Annotated in this window: 23 protein-coding genes; 11 read left to right on the top strand and 12 right to left on the bottom strand. The window is 63.0% G+C overall.

Annotation, left to right across the window (positions count from 1 at the left end; all coding sequences use genetic code 11):
- Positions 1-131: 131 nt before the first annotated feature.
- Entirely contained in the window at positions 132-608 is a 477-nt protein-coding gene (locus B9A31_RS05780) for a MarR family winged helix-turn-helix transcriptional regulator (RefSeq protein WP_019096756.1), read from the bottom strand.
- 70 nt (positions 609-678) lie between these two features.
- On the bottom strand, positions 679-1,731 hold the full coding sequence (locus B9A31_RS05785; protein WP_016711459.1) for a 2,5-dihydroxypyridine 5,6-dioxygenase: 1,053 nt from the start codon (positions 1,729-1,731) through the stop codon (positions 679-681).
- Between the two features lie 330 nt (positions 1,732-2,061).
- On the opposite strand from B9A31_RS05785, the gene nicC reads away from it, so the two are divergent.
- The 6 genes from nicC (at position 2,062) to B9A31_RS05815 (ending at position 8,390) form a co-directional block, all read left to right on the top strand.
- Entirely contained in the window at positions 2,062-3,210 is a 1,149-nt protein-coding gene (gene nicC / locus B9A31_RS05790; RefSeq protein WP_019096757.1) for a 6-hydroxynicotinate 3-monooxygenase, read from the top strand.
- Positions 3,207-4,013 carry an N-formylmaleamate deformylase gene (gene nicD / locus B9A31_RS05795; RefSeq protein WP_019096758.1) on the top strand — a complete coding sequence of 269 codons (807 nt, stop codon included), beginning with the start codon at positions 3,207-3,209 and terminating at the stop codon, positions 4,011-4,013. The genes nicC and nicD overlap by 4 nt, the downstream gene beginning before the upstream one ends.
- Positions 4,014-4,026: 13 nt before the next feature.
- Positions 4,027-4,779, top strand: a complete 753-nt coding sequence (locus B9A31_RS05800; RefSeq protein ID WP_019096759.1) for a maleate cis-trans isomerase family protein — start codon at positions 4,027-4,029, stop codon at positions 4,777-4,779.
- 15 nt (positions 4,780-4,794) lie between these two features.
- On the top strand, positions 4,795-5,436 hold the full coding sequence (locus B9A31_RS05805) for an N-carbamoylsarcosine amidohydrolase (protein WP_016711455.1): 642 nt from the start codon (positions 4,795-4,797) through the stop codon (positions 5,434-5,436).
- Positions 5,437-5,644: 208 nt separating this feature from the next.
- Entirely contained in the window at positions 5,645-6,958 is a 1,314-nt protein-coding gene (locus B9A31_RS05810; RefSeq protein WP_019096760.1) for an MFS transporter, read from the top strand.
- A 139-nt stretch (positions 6,959-7,097) separates the two neighbouring features.
- Positions 7,098-8,390, top strand: coding sequence for an OprD family porin (locus tag B9A31_RS05815; protein ID WP_084296734.1), 1,293 nt, complete (start codon positions 7,098-7,100; stop codon positions 8,388-8,390).
- A 92-nt stretch (positions 8,391-8,482) separates the two neighbouring features.
- Here B9A31_RS05815 and B9A31_RS05820 read toward each other — a convergent pair whose 3' ends face one another.
- Both B9A31_RS05820 and B9A31_RS05825 read right to left on the bottom strand, forming a co-directional pair.
- Positions 8,483-8,668: a hypothetical protein gene (locus tag B9A31_RS05820; protein ID WP_019096762.1), complete on the bottom strand. Its 186-nt coding sequence runs from the start codon at positions 8,666-8,668 to the stop codon at positions 8,483-8,485.
- Between the two features lie 290 nt (positions 8,669-8,958).
- A complete protein-coding gene (locus tag B9A31_RS05825) occupies positions 8,959-10,002 on the bottom strand; it encodes an alpha/beta fold hydrolase (protein ID WP_019096763.1) in 1,044 nt (347 codons plus the stop codon).
- Between the two features lie 207 nt (positions 10,003-10,209).
- Between B9A31_RS05825 and B9A31_RS05830 the strand changes: the two genes are divergently transcribed.
- Positions 10,210-10,566: an SH3 domain-containing protein gene (locus tag B9A31_RS05830; protein WP_019096764.1), complete on the top strand. Its 357-nt coding sequence runs from the start codon at positions 10,210-10,212 to the stop codon at positions 10,564-10,566.
- A 334-nt stretch (positions 10,567-10,900) separates the two neighbouring features.
- On the opposite strand, the gene B9A31_RS05835 is transcribed toward B9A31_RS05830, so the two are convergent.
- Positions 10,901-11,806 carry a LysR family transcriptional regulator gene (locus B9A31_RS05835; RefSeq protein WP_019096765.1) on the bottom strand — a complete coding sequence of 302 codons (906 nt, stop codon included), beginning with the start codon at positions 11,804-11,806 and terminating at the stop codon, positions 10,901-10,903.
- Between the two features lie 100 nt (positions 11,807-11,906).
- Between B9A31_RS05835 and B9A31_RS05840 the strand changes: the two genes are divergently transcribed.
- Positions 11,907-12,668, top strand: a complete 762-nt coding sequence (locus tag B9A31_RS05840; protein ID WP_084296735.1) for a sulfite exporter TauE/SafE family protein — start codon at positions 11,907-11,909, stop codon at positions 12,666-12,668.
- A gap of 1 nt (position 12,669) precedes the next feature.
- Here B9A31_RS05840 and B9A31_RS05845 read toward each other — a convergent pair whose 3' ends face one another.
- From B9A31_RS05845 to B9A31_RS05860, 4 genes are all read right to left on the bottom strand, one after another.
- Positions 12,670-14,094, bottom strand: coding sequence for a GGDEF domain-containing protein (locus B9A31_RS05845; RefSeq protein ID WP_025753698.1), 1,425 nt, complete (start codon positions 14,092-14,094; stop codon positions 12,670-12,672).
- Positions 14,095-14,231: 137 nt separating this feature from the next.
- Entirely contained in the window at positions 14,232-16,061 is a 1,830-nt protein-coding gene (locus B9A31_RS05850) for an SLC13 family permease (protein WP_016711447.1), read from the bottom strand.
- A gap of 138 nt (positions 16,062-16,199) precedes the next feature.
- Positions 16,200-16,589, bottom strand: coding sequence for a glycine zipper domain-containing protein (locus tag B9A31_RS05855; RefSeq protein WP_025753699.1), 390 nt, complete (start codon positions 16,587-16,589; stop codon positions 16,200-16,202).
- Positions 16,590-16,662: 73 nt separating this feature from the next.
- A complete protein-coding gene (locus B9A31_RS05860) occupies positions 16,663-16,854 on the bottom strand; it encodes a hypothetical protein (protein WP_016711445.1) in 192 nt (63 codons plus the stop codon).
- Positions 16,855-17,078: 224 nt separating this feature from the next.
- Here B9A31_RS05860 and B9A31_RS05865 point away from each other — a divergent pair, with 224 nt between their 5' ends.
- A complete protein-coding gene (locus B9A31_RS05865; protein WP_025753701.1) occupies positions 17,079-18,239 on the top strand; it encodes a GGDEF domain-containing protein in 1,161 nt (386 codons plus the stop codon).
- A gap of 1 nt (position 18,240) precedes the next feature.
- On the opposite strand, the gene B9A31_RS05870 is transcribed toward B9A31_RS05865, so the two are convergent.
- Entirely contained in the window at positions 18,241-18,531 is a 291-nt protein-coding gene (locus B9A31_RS05870; RefSeq protein ID WP_019098348.1) for an RcnB family protein, read from the bottom strand.
- Between the two features lie 114 nt (positions 18,532-18,645).
- Here B9A31_RS05870 and B9A31_RS05875 point away from each other — a divergent pair, with 114 nt between their 5' ends.
- Positions 18,646-18,996 (top strand): hypothetical protein, encoded by a 351-nt coding sequence (locus B9A31_RS05875; RefSeq protein WP_016711442.1) that lies wholly within the window; start codon positions 18,646-18,648, stop codon positions 18,994-18,996.
- A gap of 226 nt (positions 18,997-19,222) precedes the next feature.
- Positions 19,223-20,044: a class I SAM-dependent methyltransferase gene (locus B9A31_RS05880; protein ID WP_019098346.1), complete on the top strand. Its 822-nt coding sequence runs from the start codon at positions 19,223-19,225 to the stop codon at positions 20,042-20,044.
- Here the strand turns inward: B9A31_RS05880 and B9A31_RS05885 are convergent, their stop codons facing one another.
- Both B9A31_RS05885 and B9A31_RS05890 read right to left on the bottom strand, forming a co-directional pair.
- Positions 20,045-20,812 (bottom strand): SDR family oxidoreductase, encoded by a 768-nt coding sequence (locus B9A31_RS05885; protein WP_016711440.1) that lies wholly within the window; start codon positions 20,810-20,812, stop codon positions 20,045-20,047.
- 36 nt (positions 20,813-20,848) lie between these two features.
- Complete coding sequence (locus B9A31_RS05890; protein WP_025753702.1) at positions 20,849-21,916, bottom strand: phosphotransferase family protein; 1,068 nt, start codon at positions 21,914-21,916, stop codon at positions 20,849-20,851.
- Between the last annotated feature and the right edge of the window lie 113 nt (positions 21,917-22,029).

Here is a 22,029-nt window from a genome sequence, read left to right on the forward strand (position 1 = left end):
GAAGGACACAAACGGGGAGAGAAGTTCGGTAAGTACTCACTACATGAAATGAGTGAGCAAGAAGCAGGCCAGGGATGATTTTTTGGGGGGCAGTTGTGACTGGGGCTGCGTAGCAGCCCCAAAGCTTGAGGTCAGCCGGCGTTCTCGCCGCTGTCGATCATCTTGCGCAGCAGGTACAGGATGGCCACACGCTCACCGGCATTCAGGCTGCCCATGCTCAACTCGCTGATCTGCCGGGCGCAGGGGATCATTTCGTCCAGCAAGGCAGCGCCATTGTCGGTGAGCTCGACGATAACCTTGCGCCGGTCGCTGGGATCTGGCGACAACTGCACCAGTTCGCGTGCCTTCAAACGGTCGACGATGCCGCGGATGGTTGCCTGGTCCACCGCAGTCGCCTTGATCAGCTCGGCCTGGGAGCTGGGGCCGTGGTCGCGCAGGGCGCACAGGGTGACGAACTGGATCGAGGTCAGCTGCGGGTCGCAAGCCTGCTGCTGGAAGATCGCCGTGTGCCGCTGGTAGGCCTTGCGCAGCAAGTGGCCGACCTGTTCGGTAACGTCATAGGGTGTGTTGTCGAGCGGGGCGCTGCTGGGGGTGGTTTTTATCGACATAGAATGGCTTGGGCTGGGTGGAAAGAGGCTGGCCGGCCGCCAAGAGCGGAGCGCCCGGCCAGTATAACCCCTATCGCGCCCGCGACTCCTCTGGTGCGACCACGTCGCCGGCCAGGACCACGGCTTGGTCATCCAGGTAGATGTCGCAATTGCGCAGCGGAATGTCCAGGTGGCACGGGGTCTTGCGCTTGCCGCCGACCTCGGTGTTGGGGCCGGTGGAGAACAGGAAGTTGCCGTAGAAGGCCCGGGCGTCCATGCACATGCCATCGTTGCGGTCGTGCAGGCCCATGGCCGTCCACTGCGCGCGTGGCTGCAGGCCCCAGCCGATGTGCGAAATGCCATACACCTCGGGGTCGTTGAAGTACTTCATGTAGTCGCGCAGGTACTCGGCCTCGAAGCCGCCATGAATGCCGGTGATGAAGCCTTTCTCTATCTCCAGGGTGATGCGCTCGCGGCAGTAGTTCTTGAACGGCAGGATGATGTCGCCCACGTCCAGCACCAGTGTGCCCTCGGCGCTGTCCTCGTTCGGCCAGGTGAACAGAAAGCCGCTCGGCCAGTGGTCCCAGCGCCCCGGCTCGTCGGCATAGCCGTATTCGGTCACGGCCGGGTACTGGCCAAGCGGGGCGTGGAAGTCGCTGCCGGCCTTGGACCGCACATGCAGGCTGCGCGCCTGCTTCAGCAGGGTTTCGGCAGCCAGCACGCGGCGTTTATCGTCCTCGGTGGGCAGCATGCGCGCCAGCACTTCCGGCGGCTCCACAGCCAGCAGAATACGCGTGCCGGTCTTGAGGATCTGCTCCTGCTCGGGGGAGTGCAGCAACATCATGGTGTCGACGATCAGGTCTGCCGCCTCCAGTGCCCGTTGCGCCGCCAGGTTGCCGGTAAGTGCGGTGTCGCCGCAGTAGGCGGTCATGTCGTTGCCCATCGCCGTGGGGTGGTTGAACGCGGGCAGCTCCACCGCATACACCTTGGCCTTCAGGCGCTGCGCAGCTTCCATCGCCGCGTTGACCGTGCGCGGGTCGGAGTAGTGGCTCTTGAGCACGGCGACGCTCTGCGTCTCGTCCACGCGGGAAAGCTTCAGTACGTGCTCGAACATCTGGGTCAGTTGCGCATTGCTCACCGGCATCGGGGTTCTCCTGGGCGGCGTTGATGGGGGAGAGGTGTTGCACCAAGGCAGTGCCCGGCGCTTCATCTCAGTGCAAATTAATAGTGTGTACACCCTACTTTTGCAGATGAAAGCGCATCCCGCCGGTAAGCGCAAGTTATCTGTAAAACGTTACCTATCCACACATACGCCCAGTTATTACGGTAACAGGGCTTTGGCTGCACGTTTCGATCAGCTGTTTGAAAAATATTTGCCTGCCCCTCTTTTCAAAATTCAATTGCAGCGTATACGCTCTAAATCGTCAGGCGGTCGAACCGCTGGCCACACATCAGAACAAGAGGAGAGATACCCATGCGGGGTAGGCAGAAAATCGCAATCGTCGGTGCGGGTCTGGGTGGGGCAGCCGCCGCCACGTTGCTGCAACAGGCCGGGTTCGATGTCGAGGTGTTCGAACAGGCGCCGGAATTCACCCGCCTTGGCGCGGGCATTCATATCGGCCCTAACGTGATGAAAATCTTCCGCCGCATGGGGCTGGAGCAGAAGCTGGAGCTGATGGGCTCGCACCCGGACTTCTGGTTCAGCCGCGACGGCAATACCGGTGATTACCTGTCGCGCATTCCGCTGGGCGAATACGCCCGTCGCGAGTACGGCGCCGCCTACATCACCATTCACCGTGGCGACCTGCACGCGCTGCAGATCGACGCGATCAAACCGGGCACCGTGCACTTCGGCAAGCGCCTGCAAAAGATTGTCGACGAAGGCGACCAGGTGCGCCTGGACTTCGCCGACGGCACGCACACCGTGGCTGATATCGTCATCGGTGCCGATGGCATCCACTCGAAAATCCGCGAAGAGCTGCTAGGCGCCGAAGCGCCGAACTACAGCGGCTGGGTCGCGCACCGGGCACTGATCCGCGGGGTGAACCTGGCGCAGCATGCCGATGTGTTCGAGCCCTGCGTGAAGTGGTGGTCCGAAGACCGCCACATGATGGTCTACTACACCACCGGCAAGCGTGACGAGTATTACTTCGTCACCGGTGTGCCGCATGAAGCCTGGGACTTCCAGGGCGCCTACGTGGACAGCAGCCAGGAGGAAATGCGCGCCGCCTTCGAGGGCTACCATCCCACTGTGCAAAAGCTGATCGACGCGACCGAATCGATCACCAAGTGGCCACTGCGCAACCGCAACCCGTTGCCGCTGTGGAGCCGTGGCCGGCTGGTCATGCTGGGTGACGCCTGCCACCCGATGAAGCCGCACATGGCCCAGGGCGCCTGCATGGCTATCGAGGATGCGGCCATGCTGACCCGCTGCCTGCAAGAGACCGGGCTGTCCGACCACCGCACTGCGTTCGCCCTGTACGAGGCCAACCGCAAGGAGCGGGCATCGCAGGTGCAGTCGGTATCCAACGCCAACACCTGGCTCTACACCCAGGAAGACCCGGCCTGGGTCTATGGCTACGACCTCTACGGGCAGCCGCTTAAAAGCGGGGAGGCGGCATGAGTACCTTCGTCGCCGGCGGCAACGTCAGCGCCAATGGCATCCGCCAGCATTTTCTGCGCTACGGCGGCAAGGGCCAGGCGCTGATCCTGGTGCCGGGCATCACCAGCCCGGCGGTTACCTGGGGCTTCGTGGCCGAGCGCCTTGGCCAGTACTTCGATACCTATGTGCTGGATGTGCGTGGGCGTGGGTTGTCGGAGAGCGGGCCTGGGCTGGATTACGGCACCGACGCCTGTGCCGCAGACATCCCCGCGTTTGCTGCTGCGCTGGGCCTGGGCAGCTATCACCTGGTCGGGCATTCGATGGGGGCGCGCTTTGCCATTCGTGCTGCTGCCCAAGGGGCGCCGGGGTTGCAGCGGCTGGTGCTGGTCGACCCGCCGGTTTCCGGGCCGGGGCGCCGCGCCTACCCGAGCAAGTTGCCGTGGTATGTCGACTCGATCCGCCTGGCCACGGTTGGCATGAGCGGCGACGACATGCGCGCCTTCTGTGCCACCTGGAGCGACGAGCAACTGGCCCTGCGCGCCGAGTGGCTGCACACCTGTTACGAGCCGGCAATCGTGCGCGCCTTCGATGACTTCCACGAGGTGGATATCCACCAGGACCTGCCTGCCGTGCGCCAGCCGACGCTGCTGATGGTGGCGGGGCGCGGCGGGGTGATCGAGCCCCGCGACATAGCCGAAATCCGCGAGCTGAAGCCGGATATCCAGGTGGTACGGGTAGACAACGCCGGCCACATGATCCCTTGGGATGACCTTGAAGGCTTCTTCGCCGCCTTTGGCGACTTCCTCGACCAACCCCTTGTCTGACGGAGCACGAGACATGACCCAGCTATACCGCATCGGCCAGATCGTGCCGAGTTCCAACACCACCATGGAAACCGAGATCCCGGCGATGCTCAATGCACGCCAGGCCATCCGCCCCGAGCGCTTCACCTTCCATTCCAGCCGCATGCGCATGAAGCAGGTGAAGAAGGAAGAGCTGGCCGCGATGGACGCCGAGTCCGACCGCTGCGCCGTGGAGCTGTCCGACGCCAAGGTCGATGTGCTGGGCTACGCCTGCCTGGTGGCGATCATGGCCATGGGCCTGGGTTACCACCGCCAATCGGAAAAACGCCTGCAGCAGGCCACCGCCGACAATGATGCGTTGGCGCCGGTCATCACCAGTGCCGGTGCGCTGGTAGAAGCGTTGCATGTGATGAAGGCCAAGCGCATTGCCATCGTCGCCCCGTACATGAAACCGCTGACCGAACTGGTGGTGAACTACATCCGCGAGGAAGGCTTTGACGTGCAGGACTGGCGCGCGCTGGAAATCCCCGACAACCTCGCCGTGGCTCGCCACGACCCGGCCAACCTGCCAGGCATCGTCGCCGGCATGAACCTGGAAGGCGTGGATGTGGTGGTGCTTTCGGCCTGCGTGCAGATGCAGTCGCTGCCAGCTGTGGCCAAGGTCGAGGCGCAAACCGGCAAGCCAGTGGTTACCGCGGCCATCGCCACCACCTACGCCATGCTCAAGGCGCTGGACCTGGAGCCGATCGTGCCGGGTGCTGGTGCCTTGCTGTCGGGTGCTTACTGAAACCGGGAGGCGGACATGAGCGACACACAAAGCGCCCGTGACAACTATCAAGGGGTCTGGGGCCAGCGCATTGGCTTCGGCCGCAAGCCAGCCCTGTTGATGATCGACTTCATGCAGGGTTACACCACGCCTGGCGCTCCGCTGTATGCCCCGGGTGTTGTCGCGGCGGTCGAGCAGGCTGCCGGCCTGCTGGCGCTGGCCCGCGACTGCGGTACCCTGGTGGTGCACACCAACATTCGCTACCAGCCGCCACATTTTGCCGACGGCGGTGTGTGGGTGCGCAAGGCGCCAGTGATGAAGGACATGGTCGAAGGCAACCCGCTGGCTGCCTTCTGCGAGGCCGTCGCACCGCAGGCGGGGGAGGTGGTGTTGAGCAAGCAGTACGCCAGTGCCTTCTTCGGCACTAGCCTGGCCCCGCTGCTGCATGCACAAGGGATCGATACCGTGGTGCTGGCCGGCTGCTCCACCAGCGGCTGCATCCGTGCCAGTGCGGTTGACGCCATGCAGCACGGCTTTCGAACCATCGTGGTGCGCGAGTGCGTAGGTGACCGCCACAACGACCCGCATGAAGCCAACCTGTTCGACATCGACAGCAAGTATGGGGACGTCGTCACCCGGCAGGACGCCATGCAACACCTGCGGCACCTGGCCGGCTGAACGCCGGGCAGCCCTTACCCAATAACAATCAAGGAACGGTGCCGGAAGCCCGTCCATGACCGCCTGCTGTCCGGGCGGTCGCCCCGCAGGAGCACTCGGGGTCTTCAGGCGTTGCCAGGGCGCGCCGCGTATAGTGCGCGGGGTGCCCGGCGCGTCGAAAACTGCTGGCCTTAAAACAACCACAAAGTCGCCCGCCAGGAGACAGGAAATGCCAATTGCGAATGCAACCACGGTCCACAGTGACATCGACCATGGCACCAAAGCGCTGTACAGCAAGATCACCTGGAGGCTAATACCCTTCCTGTGCTTCTGCTACCTCGCTGCGTACCTCGACCGCATCAACGTCGGTTTCGCCAAGCTGCAAATGCTCGAAGACCTGCAGTTCAGTACTGCAGCCTACGGCTTGGGTGCCGGTCTGTTCTTCGTCGGTTACATCATTTTCGAAGTGCCGAGCAACCTGATCCTGCAGCGCGTTGGCGCCAAGCTGTGGATCGCCCGCATCATGATCACCTGGGGCTTGCTGTCGGCCTGCACCATGTTCGTCAGCACCACCACCCAGTTCTACATCCTGCGGTTTCTGCTCGGGGCTGCCGAGGCTGGCTTCCTGCCGGGCGTGTTGTACTACCTGACCATGTGGTACCCCACCTACCGGCGAGGGCGCATCATTGCCCTGTTCATGATCGGCTTGCCGTTGTCCAGCGTGATTGGCGGGCCGATTTCTGGCTGGATCATGGGGCATTTCGACCAGGTGCATGGACTGCATGGCTGGCAGTGGCTGTTCCTGCTGGAGGCGATCCCCAGCGTGCTGCTTGGCATCCTCACGTTCTGGGCACTGCCCAACCACTTCCAGCAGGCCAAGTGGCTGTCGGATGACGACAAGGCCCAGCTGGCGGCAGACCTGGCCGCTGACGATGCCGAGGGCAAAGACAGCAAGCACAGCTTCCGCGACGGCTTCTTCAACCTGAAGGTGTGGATGCTGGGAGGTATCGATTTCTCGATCCTGCTCAGCGCCTATGCCATGGGCTTCTGGATGCCGACCTTCATCCGCGATGCGGGCGTCAGCGACACCTTCCACATTGGCCTGCTCACGGCCATCCCGAGCCTGGCCGCGCTGGCCGGCATGCTGATGATCGGGGCCAGCTCCGATCGCCACCGCGAGCGCCGCTGGCACATCATCGTGCCGTTCATCATCGGTGCGATTGCCATGGCCAGCAGTACCTTGTTCAGCCAGAACCTGGTGATGACCGTGGTGCTGTTCGCCATCGCTTCGGCGGCCATCATTGGCGCAGTGCCGGTGTTCTTCAGCCTACCGGCCACCTTCCTCAAGGGCACGGCTGCGGCTACCGGCTTCGCCCTGGCTTGCTCGGTGGCCAATATCGCCGGCCTGGTCAGCAACTCGCTGATGGGCCTGGTCACTGACCTGACCGGTACTTCTCACGCGGCACTGTGGGTGTTTGCCGGCTGCCTGATTCTCAGCTGCTTCCTGGTTATTGCCTTGCCGGCGAAGCTGGTCAACCGCTAGCGGCCCAGCGCTTCACGCAATGGCAGAGCAGGCGGGCCGGGTGCCCGCCTGCCAACCCTCTCTCAAAGCAACCCGCACGTCGGTGGCCGTTCAAGGCCACCGCGCCGGGTGGCTGTTGCCCGAATCCAGGAGTAGCCCCATGCAAGGTTCCACTGCACCGCGTTTTTCTTCGTCTGCGCGCCTGGCCGGCGGTTGTATTGCCGCCGCGCTGTGTGCCGAGGCTTCGGCTGAAGAGGCCGGTTTCATCGAAGGCGCCCGTGCCACGCTGCAGGCGCGCAATTACTTTTTCAGCCGTGACTACGCTGACATCAAGGGGGCGAGCACCCAATCGCGTACCCAGGAGTGGGCGCAGGGTTTCATCTTCAATGCCAGCTCCGGCTATACCCAGGGCACGCTGGGCGTCGGTGTCGATGTTACCGGCCTGCTTGGCTTCAAGCTCGACAGCAGCCCGGCGCATGCCAAGTCCGGCTTGTTGCCCAGCCTGGACAGCGGTAAGTCGGCGGACGAGTACAGCCGCCTGGGTGCGGCGATCAAGTTCAAGGTGTCGCAGACCGAGTTGAAGGTGGGCGAGTTGATGCCCAACCTGCCTGTGCTGCTGTTCAGCGACCTGCGCCTGCTGCCGCCAACCTACCAAGGGGCGATGCTGGAGTCCCGCGAGTTTGCCGGGCTGACCCTGAATGCCGGGCAGTTCCGCTCCACCAGCTTGCGTGACTCGTCCAACAGCCAGAAGATGTACGCGCTGGTCAACGATCCGATCAATCCGGCGCGGCTGGCACGCTTTACCAGCGACCGTTTCAACTACGTGGGTGCCGACTATGCCTTCAACGACAACCGCACCAGTGTTGGCGTATGGCAGGCGCAGCTGGAAGACATCTACCAGCAGCGCTTCTACAGCTTCAAGCATGCCGAGCCGTTGGGTGACTGGACGCTGGGGGTGAATGCCGGCTACTTCGATGCCCGCGAGGACGGGCGCAAGATTGCCGGCGATTACGACAATCACGCACTGTTCAGCCTGTTCTCAGCCAAGACCGGCGGGCATACCTTCTATGTGGGGTACCAGCAGATTGGCGGTGATGACGGCTTTATCCAGGTGGGCGCCAACACCAACCCGATGGGCAACACGCTGCCGACCTACGAGTTTTCGGCGCCGGGGGAGCGGTCGTGGCAGGTGCGGCACGACTATAACTTTGTCGCCTTGGGCATTCCGGGCCTGACGTCAACCTTGCGCTATGTGAAGGGGCGGGATGTGGACACCGGGCTGGGCTTTGAAGGGCGAGATCGCGAGCGTGATCTGGACCTGGCCTATGTGGTGCAAAGCGGGCCGTTGGCAGGATTGGGGATACGGGTGCGCAATGTGATGGCGCGTTCCAATTACCGCACGGACATTGATGAGAACCGGCTGATCCTGAGTTACACGGTCAAGCTGTTCTGAGGGTGCAGATGCTCTAAAAACCTGCCCGCTCCCACAGGTTTGCGCTGGTTTCAGCTTCAGCGTAATCCTGTGGGGCCAGGAAAGGGTACAGCTCACTGCAAGGTCACGGGCTTGAAGCTATCCGGTAACTGCTGGATAGCCGCCTCTATCTTGGCGATCAGTTCAGCCAACTCGTCCGCCTCGTTGTGCTTACCCTCCTTTTTCAGGCGATCGCGCTCAAGGCGCAGGTTCAGCAAATTTTTCTGCAGCTTCAGGGCCGAGGCATTGTACGGGTCCATGCTTTTCTCACACTGTGGGCTTCCGTGCCGTTGTAGGAAAATCGGACCGTAGCAGCTCGATTTTGCTGCAGAAACTGATGTTTCATACAGGGAAATCCCTTCGAGGCGAATACTCCTACGTTGCGCGGTAAAAGATCCTACAAGCTGCATTTCAAATCGTTTCATTCAATCTTGGCTGAGCCCCGCGTGATACCTAGCCACAACGGGGTTTCGTCCCTACAGGCTCTCGACAATTTCCTGTAAATGGTTTGCCATGCCCTTCGAAACGTCGTGTAGCAATTGCTTGCGCGTTAGAAGTGGTCCGCATCCACGACCGCCTGTGCAAACGCTTTTGGCGCTTCCTGCGGCAGGTTGTGGCCAATGCCACCGCTGATCAGCCGGTACTCGTATTTGCCGGTAAAGCGCTTTGCATACGCTTCTGCAGGCGGGTGTGGGGCGCCGTTGGCATCGCCCTCCAGAGCAATGGTCGGTACAGTGATGCCGGGGAAGCGGGCCAGCTTGGCTTCCAGCGGGTCATAGCGGGTTTCGCCTTGGGCCAGCCCCAGCCGCCAGCGGTAGTTGTGCACGGTAATCGCCACTTGATCGGGGTTATCCAGGGCCTGGGCGCTGCGCTCGAACGTGGCGTCATCGAAAGCCCACTTGGGCGAGGCGGTTTGCCAGATCAGTTTGGCGAAGGCATGGCGGTTCTGCTCGTAGCCCGCCTGGCCGCGTGGGGTGGCGAAGTAGTACTGGTACCACCACTGCAGTTCGGCGCTGGGTGGCAGCGGCGCCTTGGCGGCTTCCTGGCTGCTGATCAGGTAGCCGCTGACCGAGACCAAGGCCTTCACCCGCTCTGGCCACAGCGCAGAGACAATGTCGGCAGTACGCGCACCCCAGTCGAAACCGGCGAGTACTGCACGCTGGATATGCAGCGCGTCCATGAATGCGACGACATCGCTGGCCAGGGCGGTGGGTTGGGCATTGCGTGGCGTTGCCGCAGACAGGAAGCGGGTTTGGCCGTAGCCGCGCACGTAGGGCACCAACACCCGGTAACCTTTTGCCGCCAGGGCAGGTGCAACTTCCTCGAAGCTATGAATGTCGTAGGGCCAGCCGTGCAGCAGGATCACCACCGGGCCATCGGTGGGGCCTTGTTCCACGTAAGCCACATCGAGCACGCCTGCGTTGATGTGTTTCAGAGGGCCGAACCTGTCGGCCACTGCGCTTGCTGGCTGGGGCTGTACGGGGGCGGCGGTGGCGATGGCCGTCGCCATCAGCCCGAGCGGCAGCACGGTGCAGGCCAGCAGGGCGTGGTTGAAGCGGCGTGACAGGGTGTGGGTCGAGTGGCGGGCAGGCATCGGGCATCTCCTTGGCATGAGCCATTGGGGCGGGTTGATGTGTGCCAGTAAAGTTGACGGCTGTATCGCCGATATGTCCGATTGACCCGTTGGAGACGTGCTTGTGTATCAGGTCTCAATGGGTACACATAACGATACAAACGCGGTGCAGCGGTGGTTTTTCCGCTGTTGCACCGATCGAAGGTTTACCCGGCCAAGGAGAGGCCCATGCATTACGTTGTGATTGAACCCCATCGCAGTGAATACCCGCGGCCCATCCGCTTCGCCAAGGGCACGCTGCTGAACATCGGGCCACGCTACGAAGGCGAGCCAGGCTGGCAGGACTGGTACCTGTGCACCTGCAGTGGTCAGGAACCTGGCTGGGTACCGGCCCAGTTGATCGAGCGGATCAGCGTGTGCCAGGGCAGGGCACTGGACAATTACTCAGCGCATGAGCTCGATGCCGACCCCGGGCAGCGGGTGCAGATGCTGCGCCCGCTCAACGGGTGGGTCTGGTGCCGTCGCCATGGCAATGGCGAACTGGGCTGGCTGCCTGCGGAAAAGCTTCAGCAGGTTTCCATCTGATCCGCTTTTTTTCCACAAAGCTGAATCTGTAACCGTATCAGCCCAAGGCCGAGAATATGCCCATTCCCGCATCACAACTGTAGAGGTTCCAATGGGCAAGCTGGCGCTATTCCTGGGTGGTTTTCTGCTACTGACCATTCTGATTGGTCTTCTTGGCACGATTCCGCCAAGCTGAGGTTCAACGTTCACCCGCGCATGGGATAAGTCATTCTTTGCGCTGGGAAATCTGTCCACAAAAAACGTGGGTAGGTCTGTGGATAAAGTGCTGTAAGCCAAGCCCACGGCGGGCTCTGTTAAATTGAGCAGAAATTGAACAGCCGTTTCAGTGGCTGTTTCATTGGGCCATGCCGGCTCGGCGCAGGGCCGCCAGCAAGTCACGTACCCGTGCCGGCAGCTCGCCGGCAGGGTATAGCGCGTGCATCTGCGGGTCCTGCCCGCTGCTGGAGGTCAGGCGGTACTGGGGGCACACCCGCACCAGGCGCCCGGTTTTGACCTGCGCTTCGCCAACCCAGGCGGCCAGGCGGGCGATACCGGCACCGGCCAGGGTGCTGTGGTACACCGCATCGCCCGAACCCAGGCGCAGCCTGGGCCTGGGGCGCAGGCTGGTGATCTGGCCATCACGGCAGAAATGCCAGGCCTTGAGGATGCGTGGCGCGGTATGCAGGATCAGCGTATGGCCCTCCAGGTCTTCCGGGTGTTGCGGTGTGCCGGCCAGGCTCAGGTAGGCGGGGCTGGCATACAGGTGGCGCTGATAGGGCCAAAGCGGGTAGCCGATCAGCTCGCTCGATTGGGGAAAGGCGCCGCGCACCACGAAATCGAATTTGCCTTGCAGTGGGTCGAGGGCTTCGTCGCTGTACTGCACGTCGAGGGTCACTTGCGGGTGGTCGCGAGAAAACTCGGCAAGCACCTGCGGCAACACATGCTCCCCCAGCAACTGCGGCACGGCAAAGCGGATCCAGCCCTGGGCATTGCCGCTGAGCGCGGCCAGTTCGTCGGCCGCATCGCGTTGCACATCCAGCAAGCGCTCGGCGTGCGGCAACAGTCGCTCGCCGGCTTCGGTCAAGGTCACGGCGTTGGCGTTTCGGTTGAGCAGCTTGCTTCCGGCGTTGTCTTCCAGGGTTTGTACAGCCCGGGTAACGGCGCTGGGGGAACGCCCCAGTGCGCGGGCGGCGGCGACGAAGCTGCGCTTGTGTGCCACGCTGACGAACGCCTGGATTTCCCGCAGCATGTCCAATGCCATCGCCTGCTCCTTGTTGCAGTTTTCGCAATATGGCATTTCAACACAAGCGCGGTACTTTGATTAGCCTTGCAGGCGTCTTCTCTGCCTCTGGGCCTGCATCATGATGGATATCGCTGTACTTTCCGTGTTCGCTTTTGCCGCTGGGCTGATCGATGCCGCCGTGGGGGGTGGTGGGCTGATCCAGATCCCGGCCTTGTTCAATGTGCTGCCCGCCGCACAGCCAGCGGCATTGCTCGGCAGCAACAAGCTGGCATCGGTGTGCGGCACGGCCTTCGCGGCGCGGTCGTTTATCCGCAAGGTGACGCTGGACTGGGGGCTGATCGTACCCGCTGCACTCAGCGCCTTTGTCATGTCGTTCGCCGGTGCCGCCACGGTGTCGCTGGTGCCGCCCAGCGTGATGCGCCCGGCGGTGCTGGTGCTGATTGTGCTGATGGCCATCTACACCTTCTGCAAGAAAGACTTCGGCACCCTGCACAAGCCTGCGCAAATCGGCCGCAAGGAGCAGTGCCTGGCGGTGCTGATCGGCGGTGCGATCGGTTTTTACGACGGCCTGTTCGGCCCGGGCACCGGTAGCTTCCTGATCTTCCTGTTCATCCGCTTCTTTGCCCTGGACTTCCTGCACGCCTCGGCGTCGGCCAAGGTGGTGAACATCGCCACCAACCTGGCGGCACTGGTGTTCTTCGTGCCGACGAGCAACGTGTTGTATGCCATCGCCCTGCCCATGGCGGTGTGCAACATCCTGGGCGCGCTGACCGGTACCTGGCTGGCAGTGCGCAAGGGCGCCGGCTTTGTCCGCGGGCTGTTCCTGGTGCTGTTGTGCGTGCTGATCGCCAAGCTGTCGTGGGACTTGCTGGCCGGTTGACTCAGATCACCTGGCGCTGCGCCTCGGCCTGCTCGACGCGATTGCGGCCATGGGCCTTGGCCCGGTACAGCGCCTGGTCGGCGCTTGCCAGCAGCGCGTCCAGGCTGGGGGCCGGGTGGTCGGCGTCGCAGCCGGCCAGGCCGATACTGACGGTAATCTGCAGGCGCTGGTCGGCCTGCACCACATGCAGGTCCTGTACAGCGCGGCGCAGGCGTTCGGCGGTGAACTTGGCCCGTTCTGGCGCAAGGCCCGGGAGGATGACGACGAACTCCTCGCCACCCAGGCGCGCGAGCAGCTCATCGTTGTGCAACTGGTCTTGCAAGGTGCTGGCGAACTGGCGCAGCACCTGGTCACCGACCGCGTGGCCGTGGGCATCGTTGATCGACTTGAAATGGTCGATGTCCAGCATCATCAGGGTTAGCGGCAGCGCCTGGGCATGCTGCTGGCGGCTGTCCAGCAACGCGTTGGCGCGGCGGGTAAAGGCACTGCGGGTGAGCACGCCGGTAAGGTGGTCGATGGTAGCCTGGTGCGCCAGGCGGGCCATCAGGCTGCGGTTGGCCTGGCTGACGCAGGCCACCACCAGCGGGCCAAGCACCAGCATGGCGATGCCCAGGCGCGCCGACATCAGCGTGGTCACCCCTGGCTCGCTTTGCGGCACGCTAAAGTGCATGAGATTTTGCGCCACCGCCACAATCAAGGTACTGCCGGCGGTGAGTGCCAGCAGCGAAACCATGAAGGGCGAATAGGTCCAGGCACACCACAGCAAGGCGGCAATCGGGAAGGCAATGGCCCCGGGGCCGCCAAAGGCAATGCTGAACGCCAGCGAGGCCAGCAGCACCAGCAGCGGTGCCAGGCGGATGGCCTGGGCACCACCGCGCACCAAGGCCCGCACCGAGGGCGCAGTAAGCAGCACCGGCAGCACCAGCACGCTGGTCGAGAACTGTTCGCTGAACCAGGCCAGCCAAGTGGCGCGCAACGATTGTTGGAACCAGGGCGCGGCCATTGCCGCCGCCATGCTGGCCGCCACCATGGCGGCAGCGGCGCAGGCGGCAAATACGCTGAGTACGCCGTGCGGGGTACGCATGCGTCGGTGCAGGCGCGGCAAGCGCGACAGCAATTGCCAGAGGGTCACCACCACGCCCAGGTTGCACAGATTGAACCACATGGCCGGGGCCCAGGCGCTGCCGCACAGCAGGTCGGCACCGACCATGGCCAGCCAGACGAGGCCAAAGCCGGTAAGCGTGGCCTGACGAGGGTAGCGCAGCAGTACACCGGCCAATACGGCATTCACCGGCCAGAACAGCGACAGCGATTCGATCGGGCGTGCCAGGATACCGCCCAGGGTGAGGGCAAAGGTCAGGCAGAGCAGAATGACGTAAGGCAACAAGCGCGATTGGGCAGCAAAAACCATGGGCTCGACCGGCAAGCGGAAACGAAATCCAGGACAACGCCTTGAAGCACCTGGGGCAATGACCCGCAGTGTGTTTCGTCAGGGCAGTTGATGTCAATCTGCCGCGATCGGTCGAGATAATGCCAAATTGCCTTCATTCCTCGGTTGTGTCGTCACAGCCCGAAGAACCAAGGCACCATCAACACGGTCACCAGCATTACCAGCAGGGTGAACGGTACGCCGATTTTGACGAAGTCGGCGAAACGGTACTGCCCCGGGCCCAGCACCAGCGTATTGACCGGCGATGACACCGGCGTCATGAACGCCGCCGATGCGGCCAACGCCACCGTCATGGCGAACGGGTAGGGCGACATCCCCAGCTGTGTAGCGGTACTGACAGCCACCGGCGCCATCAGTACCGCAGTGGCCGTATTGGAAATGAACAGGCCAATCACCGCCGTGACGGCAAACAGGCAGGCGAGAATGGCACTGGGGCCGGCCCCGCCCAGCACGCTGACCAGCCCGCTCACCGCCAGGTCGATGCCGCCGGTTTTCTGCAGCGCCTGGGCAAAGGGCAGCATGCCGACGATCAGCACCAGGCTTTGCCAATGAATGGCCCGATAAGCGCTGTTCATGTCGATGCAACGGCCGGCGCCCATCAGCAGGCAACCGATCAGCGCCGCCATGACATTGGGCACGGCACCGCTGACCATCAGCCCGACCATCACCGCCAGGCTCAACAGTGCTTGCGGCGCGCGGGTGCGGGCGGGCGCCACCTGGTCGATTTCGGCAGGCAGGCTCAGCACCAGGAAGTCCCTGGGCTTGCTTTGCAGCTGGCGTACGGCCTTCCATGGGCCGACTACCAGCAGCGTGTCGCCAAGGCGCAGCTTTTCTTCCACCAGTTGGTCTTCGATCGCTGCCTGCTCGCGGCGCAGGCCGACCACATTGAGGTCGAAGCGGGTACGGAAGGCCAGTTCGAGAATGCTCTTGCCAATCAGCTGCGACCCGGGTGGTAGCGAGACCTCGGCCATGCCCAGTTCCTGGGACTGGTCGATGAAATAGGCGGCCTTGAAGTGAAGTGGCTCCAGTTGCATGGTCTGGCACAGGCTGCGCAGGTCGTCGCGATTGGCGAACAGGTCGAGCAGCAGCACGTCGCCCTGGTGCAGCACGGTGCTGGAATCGGCAGCCATCACCCGCGTGGTGAACTTGTGCTGGCGTTCGATACCGATCACGTTGGCGCCGTGTCGGGTACGCAGCTCCAGCTCGCCGAGGGTGTGGCCGATCAGCGGCGAGTGGGGGCGGATGCGCAGGCGCCGTTCGCGGCCGTTGAGCTTGTAGTCCAGCACCAGGTCCAGCAGTGTCCGGCGGGTTTCCACGCGGCCGTCCTTGCGTACTTCGCCGTTGAGCCAGTGGCGGGTCAGCAGCATGTAGCCGATGCCCAGCACCAGCACCACCAGGCCAAACGGGGTAAAGCTGAAGAAGCTGAAACCGGCTTCGCCATTGCGCACCAGCTCGCTGTGCACCACCACGTTGGGCGGTGTGGCCACCAGGCTGAGCATGCCGCTGATCAGGCCGGCGAACGCCAGTGGCATCATCAGGCGGCTGGGCGAGAGTTTCAGGCGTGCGGCGATACTGAGCACCACCGGGATGAAGATGGCCACCACGCCGGTGGAGCTCATGATCGAGCCCAGCCCGGCCACCGCCACCATCAGCAGCACCAGCAGGCGCGCCTCGCTGTTGCCGGCCCGCTCGCTCATCCATTCGCCGATGCGGTAGGCAATGCCGGTGCGCACCAGGCCTTCGCCAATCACGAACAGGGCGGCGATCAGCACCACGTTGGGGTCGCTGAAGCCGGCCAGGGCTTGCTCGACGGTGAGGATGCCGAGCAGCGGCAGGGCGAGAATCACCAGCAGTGCGACCACGTCCATGCGCGGGCGGTTGATGACGAACAGGAGGATGACGATGGCCAGCAGGCCGAGGACCCAGAGCAGCTCTTGGTTCATGGGGAGGGGGTGTTCCTTCACACAGGGGCACGATAGACAGTAGCAGCCAGTGTGCCAGCTTGTGATGAAGGGGGTGTTGATGTGCTGCAGGGTTTGCCAAACAAAAGGGGCCGCATTGCGGCCCCTTGGGTCACCGGATCAGTGACGGTGACGGCGGTGCTTCTTGCTGCCGTTATTGTCGCCCAGGTGGTTGCCGATGGCACCACCGGCCGCGCCGCCCAAGCCGGCACCGACGGTAGAGCCGGTCTTGCCGCCCACCGCGCCGCCCAGCAGCGAGCCGCCGGCCGAGCCCAGGCCACCGCCGATGGCGGCTTCGGTACGGTTGCCCTTGCGTGCACCTACCGCACTGCCGGCTGCGCCGCCGAGGCCGGCGCCGATGGCCGCCCCGGTCTTGCCACCGATCGATTGACCGACAACGTTACCCAGGGCACCACCCAGGCCACCGCCAATGGCGGCAGTACCGTCACCGGCGAAAGCGCCCTGGCACAGCAGCAGGCCGAGGGCAAGGGAAGGCAGAGTCAGACGCATGATACGAACCTCAAAGGAGTCATCAGGTTAAGGTGCCGCGCAACGGGCGGCGGGTCAGGGGTGCAAAGACGCTTCAGCGGTAGTAGCGGTCACCGCGGTACTGGCGATTGTCATCGTCATCATCGTCGCGGTCATGGCGATGGTGGTGCCGATGGTCACGGTCGCGGTCACGCCAGCCGTCGTCGTCGTCATGGTAGCGATGGCTGTGGCAGCCTGCGGTCAGCAGGACAACAGCAACCAGCGAAAGGCTTGCAAGGCGGGTCATCACGATATAGGTCCTTGATCCGCAATGGTTTACAGGGCACTTGCTGAGACTGGGAATGATCCATTTGGTTTCCCTGGCAGGCAAAAATTTGTCGCGCCAGTGATGAGCGGCGTGCTTCTGGGCTGCTGTTCTGTCCCATTCGGTCATGGTCGAGCCGGTAATACACCTCTAGACTGTGGGGTAAGCCGCAGGCAAGACGGCAATTTGCCACACAGTGAATCATGATGATCGCCCATACCCCCACGTTGTTCGCCGCCGTTGCCTTGGTTGCAACCATTCTGGCCTTCTGCCTGTTGCTGGTCGGGCGCAGTAACCGCCGTGACAACCTTTCACTCACGGGATGTGGGTTGCTGGTGCATGCCCTGGCCTATGTCTGCTACACCGCCTACGCCCAGGCCCCGCTGTGGCTCAGCTATGGCCTGGGCAACAGCCTGTTGTCGCTGGCCTTGGCGTTCTATACAGCCAGCCTGTTTCGGGTGCGTCAGCAGGTGGTGCCTTGGCGCAGTATCTTCATTATCCCGGCGTGCATGCTGGTGGGGTTGATGCTGCTGCTCGATACGGTGGAGCCACGTATGCTGCTGGCAACGCTGGTGCTGATGCTGCAGTGTTCGATGATTCTGTACTGGGCGCGACGCTATGCCGAGCGGCCGGGCAAGGCCCACTTGCTGCTGCAGATCGGTGCGTTGATCAGCTTGGTCGGCCTGGGCATGCGTGGGGTGGCGGTGGCCAATGGCACGGCGGTGGAGTTGCGCTATGACACCAGCAACCTCAAGCAGAGCATTTCGGTGGCGATTGGCACCGCCACGGTAATGATGTATTCGATCGGGCTGGTGTTGATGGCCAAGGAGCGCAGCGAATCCCGCTTGCAGCACCTGGCCCTGCACGATGTGCTGACCGGCACGCTGAACCGCAGGGCGATCCTTGAGCGCTTTGCCGTGGAACTGGACCAGGCTCGCCAGCAGCAGGGCAGCCTGGCTGTGGCGATGATCGACATCGACCATTTCAAGCGCATCAACGACCTGTACGGGCACCTGGCAGGTGACGAGGTGCTGTGCCATTGCGTGCGCCAGTTGCAACAGCGGCTGCGCCAAGGTGACTGCCTGGGCCGATATGGTGGTGAGGAGTTCCTGTTGCTGCTGCCGGGCACTGACCGCAACGGGGCGATGGCTGCGCTGCAAGGGCTGCGTGAGGCCATTGCGCGCAACCCGGCGAGTTTTGCCGGTGACCAGATCGAATTGCGCTTCAGCGTTGGCTTGTGGTGCGGCGTGCCTGGGCTCAAGGACAGTACCGCCAGCCTGTTGGCCCAGGCTGACGCAGCGCTTTACCAAGCCAAGGCCGCCGGGCGCAATACGGTGCATCTGGCGGCAATGGCCGAAGCGGGTTGACTCACGACGCCGGCTGGATTGCCAGCACTACGCCGTTGGTGATCTGTACCAGTACAAAGTGCCCGCCCATGCGTACCCAGTGGCTTTCTTTTTCGGGCTTGGGCAGGCCCTTGGCTTGCCAGTCCTGGATGGCCTGATCGTCTCGTTTGTACTGGTCCGGCGCCTTGTCACCCACCTTGAGTTCGCGATTGTGTGTTTCCGGCGCGGTGACGCTTTCTTCGCTGGAAGGGGCGGCGTTCGCCGCCAGGGGTAGGCAGGGTAGGGCCGCGAGCAGCAGATAGTGCAGTTTCATGGGGTATTCCTCTTGGCTATGTGTCTTATCTGCGACAGCGGCAGGTGTGTGGCAATTCACTCGCGATGCATGCCAGTGCTAGAGTCGCCTTCTTTTTTACCCTGAGGATGGAACATGCGTGCGATTCTGCCGATGGCCGCAGCACTGATGCTGGTCGGTTGTGCTTCTGCGACCATGGAGACGGCCCGCGGCGGCAAGCCGACGGCGCAGCTCGATTCGCACAAGGCGCCAGAACTGGTGGCCCAGTGCATCCAGTTCAGCTGGCAGGAAGAGAAGGTGTTCGGCGACGATGCCAGTGGCTATCTGGAGCCGCGCAAGCAGGGCGGGTTTACCGTGTATACCCGCGAAGCCGAAGCGTTCGTGGATGTTTACCCGCAGGCGGGTGGGGCGCGGGTTGACTATTACGCGCAGAAGCATGACGGCGTGGCATTGCAGCGCCGGGCGGCAGCGGCTACCTGTTTGTAACCGCTTGGAGTGGCCTGTTTTGGCCTCATCGCCGGCAAGCCAGCTCCCACAGGTGTTGCGCAAGCCTTCAGCATTGTGCGGTCCCTGGGGGCGCTGGCTTGCCGGCGACGGGCTGCAGAGCGGCCCCAGTGGCGCGAGCGGGGCTTTACAATTTTTAGCAAGGCAGTGGTGACGCAGGGAACGTGGTAACGGCTAGCATCAGCCGTTACCACTCAAGGACGACACCATGGATCGCTCACTGCAACTCAACCGTGCCAGCTGGGACGAACGCGCTGCGCTACACGCTGCCTCCAAGGACTACGAAGTCGAGCTTCTGGTCCAGCGCCCCGGGCACCTTTCCGAAACTGTCCGCTTCGACCTGCCATTGCTAGGCGATATCAAAGGGCTGAACGCTGTTCACCTGCAGTGCCACATCGGTACCGATACGCTCTCGCTGGCGCGCCTTGGCGCCCAGGTCTGTGGCCTGGACTATTCCGCAGCTTCGCTGGCCGAAGCGCGTGCACTGGCCAAACGTTGCGCGGTGCCCATCGAGTACGTCGAGTCTGACGTCTATGCTGCCGACAAGGTGCTGCCGGCAGGCACGTTCGACCTGGTTTATACCGGTATCGGCGCACTGTGCTGGTTGCCTCGCATCGAGCCGTGGGCGCGTACAGTGGCAGCACTGTTGAAACCACGCGGGCGGCTGTTCCTGCGCGATGGGCACCCGATGCTGATGGCCGTCAACGAGGACCACCATGACCGCCTGCAGCTCGAATACCCGTATTTCGAGCACGAAGCGCCGACGGTGTGGCACAACGACCAGACTTACGTCGAAACCGAACAGCGCCTTGCCCACACCGAAACCCATGAATGGAACCACGGCCTGGGCGAAGTGGTGACTGCCTTGCTGGCGCATGGGCTGCAACTGACGGCACTGGTCGAGCACCAGAGCATCCCCTGGGAGGCGCTGCCGGGGCAGATGGTCAAGGGCAGTGACGGTGAGTATCGCTTGCGCGAGCAGCCCGCCCGTCTGCCCTTGAGCTACACCTTGGTGGCGATCAAAGCGTGATCAGGACAGGTAGCCGCCGTCTACATTGAGTGCCGTGCCGGTGGTGTAGCTGGACGCATCGCTGGCCAGGTACAACACTGCGCCGGCCATTTCTTTTGGGTCGGCCACCCGCTTGAGCGGGATCTGCTGCAGTGCGGCGTTCAGGATGGCGTCGTTCTTCACCAGTGCCGAGGCGAACTTGGTGTCGGTCAGGCCCGGCAACAGCGCGTTGCAGCGAATGCCAAACTGGGCGCACTCCTTGGCGAAGACCTTGGTCATGTTGATTACCGCTGCCTTGGTTACCGAATAGATCCCCTGGAAGTGGCCGGGCGACACCCCGTTGATGGACGCCACGTTGATGATGCTGCCACCGCCGTGCTCACGCATCAGCTTGCCAGCTTCCACCGACATGAAGAAGTAGCCGCGTATGTTCACGTCCACGGTCTTCTGGAAGGCGTTCGGGTCAGTATCCAGCACGTTGCAGAACTGCGGGTTGGTAGCCGCGTTGTTGACCAGCACGTCCAGTCGCCCGAACTGCTCGCGAATGCCGGCGAACACCTGCTGGATCTGCTCCAGTTCACCGATGTGGCAGGCCACCGCCGTGGCCTTGCCACCGGCGGCGATGATGGCGTCGGCCACCTGCTGGCAACCGTCGAGCTTGCGGCTGGAAACGATCACATGGGCGCCTTGCTGTGCCAGCAAGTGGGCGATGGCCTCGCCAATGCCACGGCTGGCACCGGAAACGAAGGCAATCTTGCCGTCGAGGTCGAACAGGTGGGTCTTGGACATGCTGTTTTCCTTGTTATCCGTCGTCGTGGTCGGTGCTCAGAGCCTGGACTTGGCAATGACCTGGAGGGTCATCTGCTCCAGCAAACGGTTCATGTGGATGAACTGGGCGAAGCGCTTGTCCTGAGTCTGGCCGTGGAAATAGCGGTAATAGATTTGCTGGACGATGCCGGCCAGGCGGAACAGGCCATAGCAATAGTAGTAATCGAAGTTGTCGAGCTGGATGCCCGCTCGCTTGGCGTAGTAATCGACGAACTGGCGACGGGTAAGCATGCCGGGTGCATTGCTCGGCTGGCGGCGCATCAGTTGCACGGGGGCCGGGTCGTCGGCCTCGATCCAGTAGGCCAGGCTGTTGCCCAGGTCCATCAGCGGGTCACCCAGGGTGGCCATTTCCCAGTCCAGTACCCCGATGATGCGCATGGGGTTGTCGGCGTCGAGGATCACGTTGTCGAAGCGGTAATCGTTGTGCACGATGCCGGGCTTCGGGTGGTCGGCGGGCATCTTGTCGTGCAACCAGGCGATCACCTGTTCCCAGCGCGGGGCATCCGGGGTAAGGGCTTTTTCGTAGCGGCTGGTCCAGCCCTCGATCTGGCGTTGCACATAGCCTTCCGGCTTGCCCAGGTCGGCCAGGCCGCAGGCGTTGTAGTCCACCTGGTGCAACTCGACCAGGCGGTCGATGAAGCTTTTGCACAGGGCCTCGGTGCGGCTGGCGTCCAGGTTCAGTTCGGCAGGGATATCCGAGCGCAGAATGATGCCCTTGACCCGCTCCATCACGTAGAACTCACCGCCGATCAGGCTGCTGTCGGTGCAGTGCACATAGGCCTTGGGGCAGTAGGGGAAGCCTTTGTTCAGCTGGTTCAGGATACGGAACTCGCGGCCCATGTCGTGGGCCGACTTGGCTTTCTGCCCGAACGGTGGGCGGCGCAGTACGAAGTCACGGCCCGGGTAGCTGACCAGGTAGGTGAGGTTGGAGGCGCCACCCGGGAACTGGCTGATGCTGGGCAGGCCATCCAGGCCGGGGATATTGGCCTTGAGGTAAGGGGCGATGACGGCCGCGTCGAGTTCTTCGCCGGGGCGTACCTGGGTGGACTGGTCGGTGAGCGTCATGCGTTTTCCTTATTCTCGATCGCAAGGACTATTGGCTAATCTAATGGCCTGCCCGGGCTGGAACAAGCGTGCCAGGTGCCATATAGGTGCGGGTGTTGCCGGTGGATCACTGC

The sequence above is a fragment of the Pseudomonas sp. URIL14HWK12:I5 genome (genome assembly GCF_900176445.1).
Classification (GTDB): domain Bacteria; phylum Pseudomonadota; class Gammaproteobacteria; order Pseudomonadales; family Pseudomonadaceae; genus Aquipseudomonas; species Aquipseudomonas monteilii.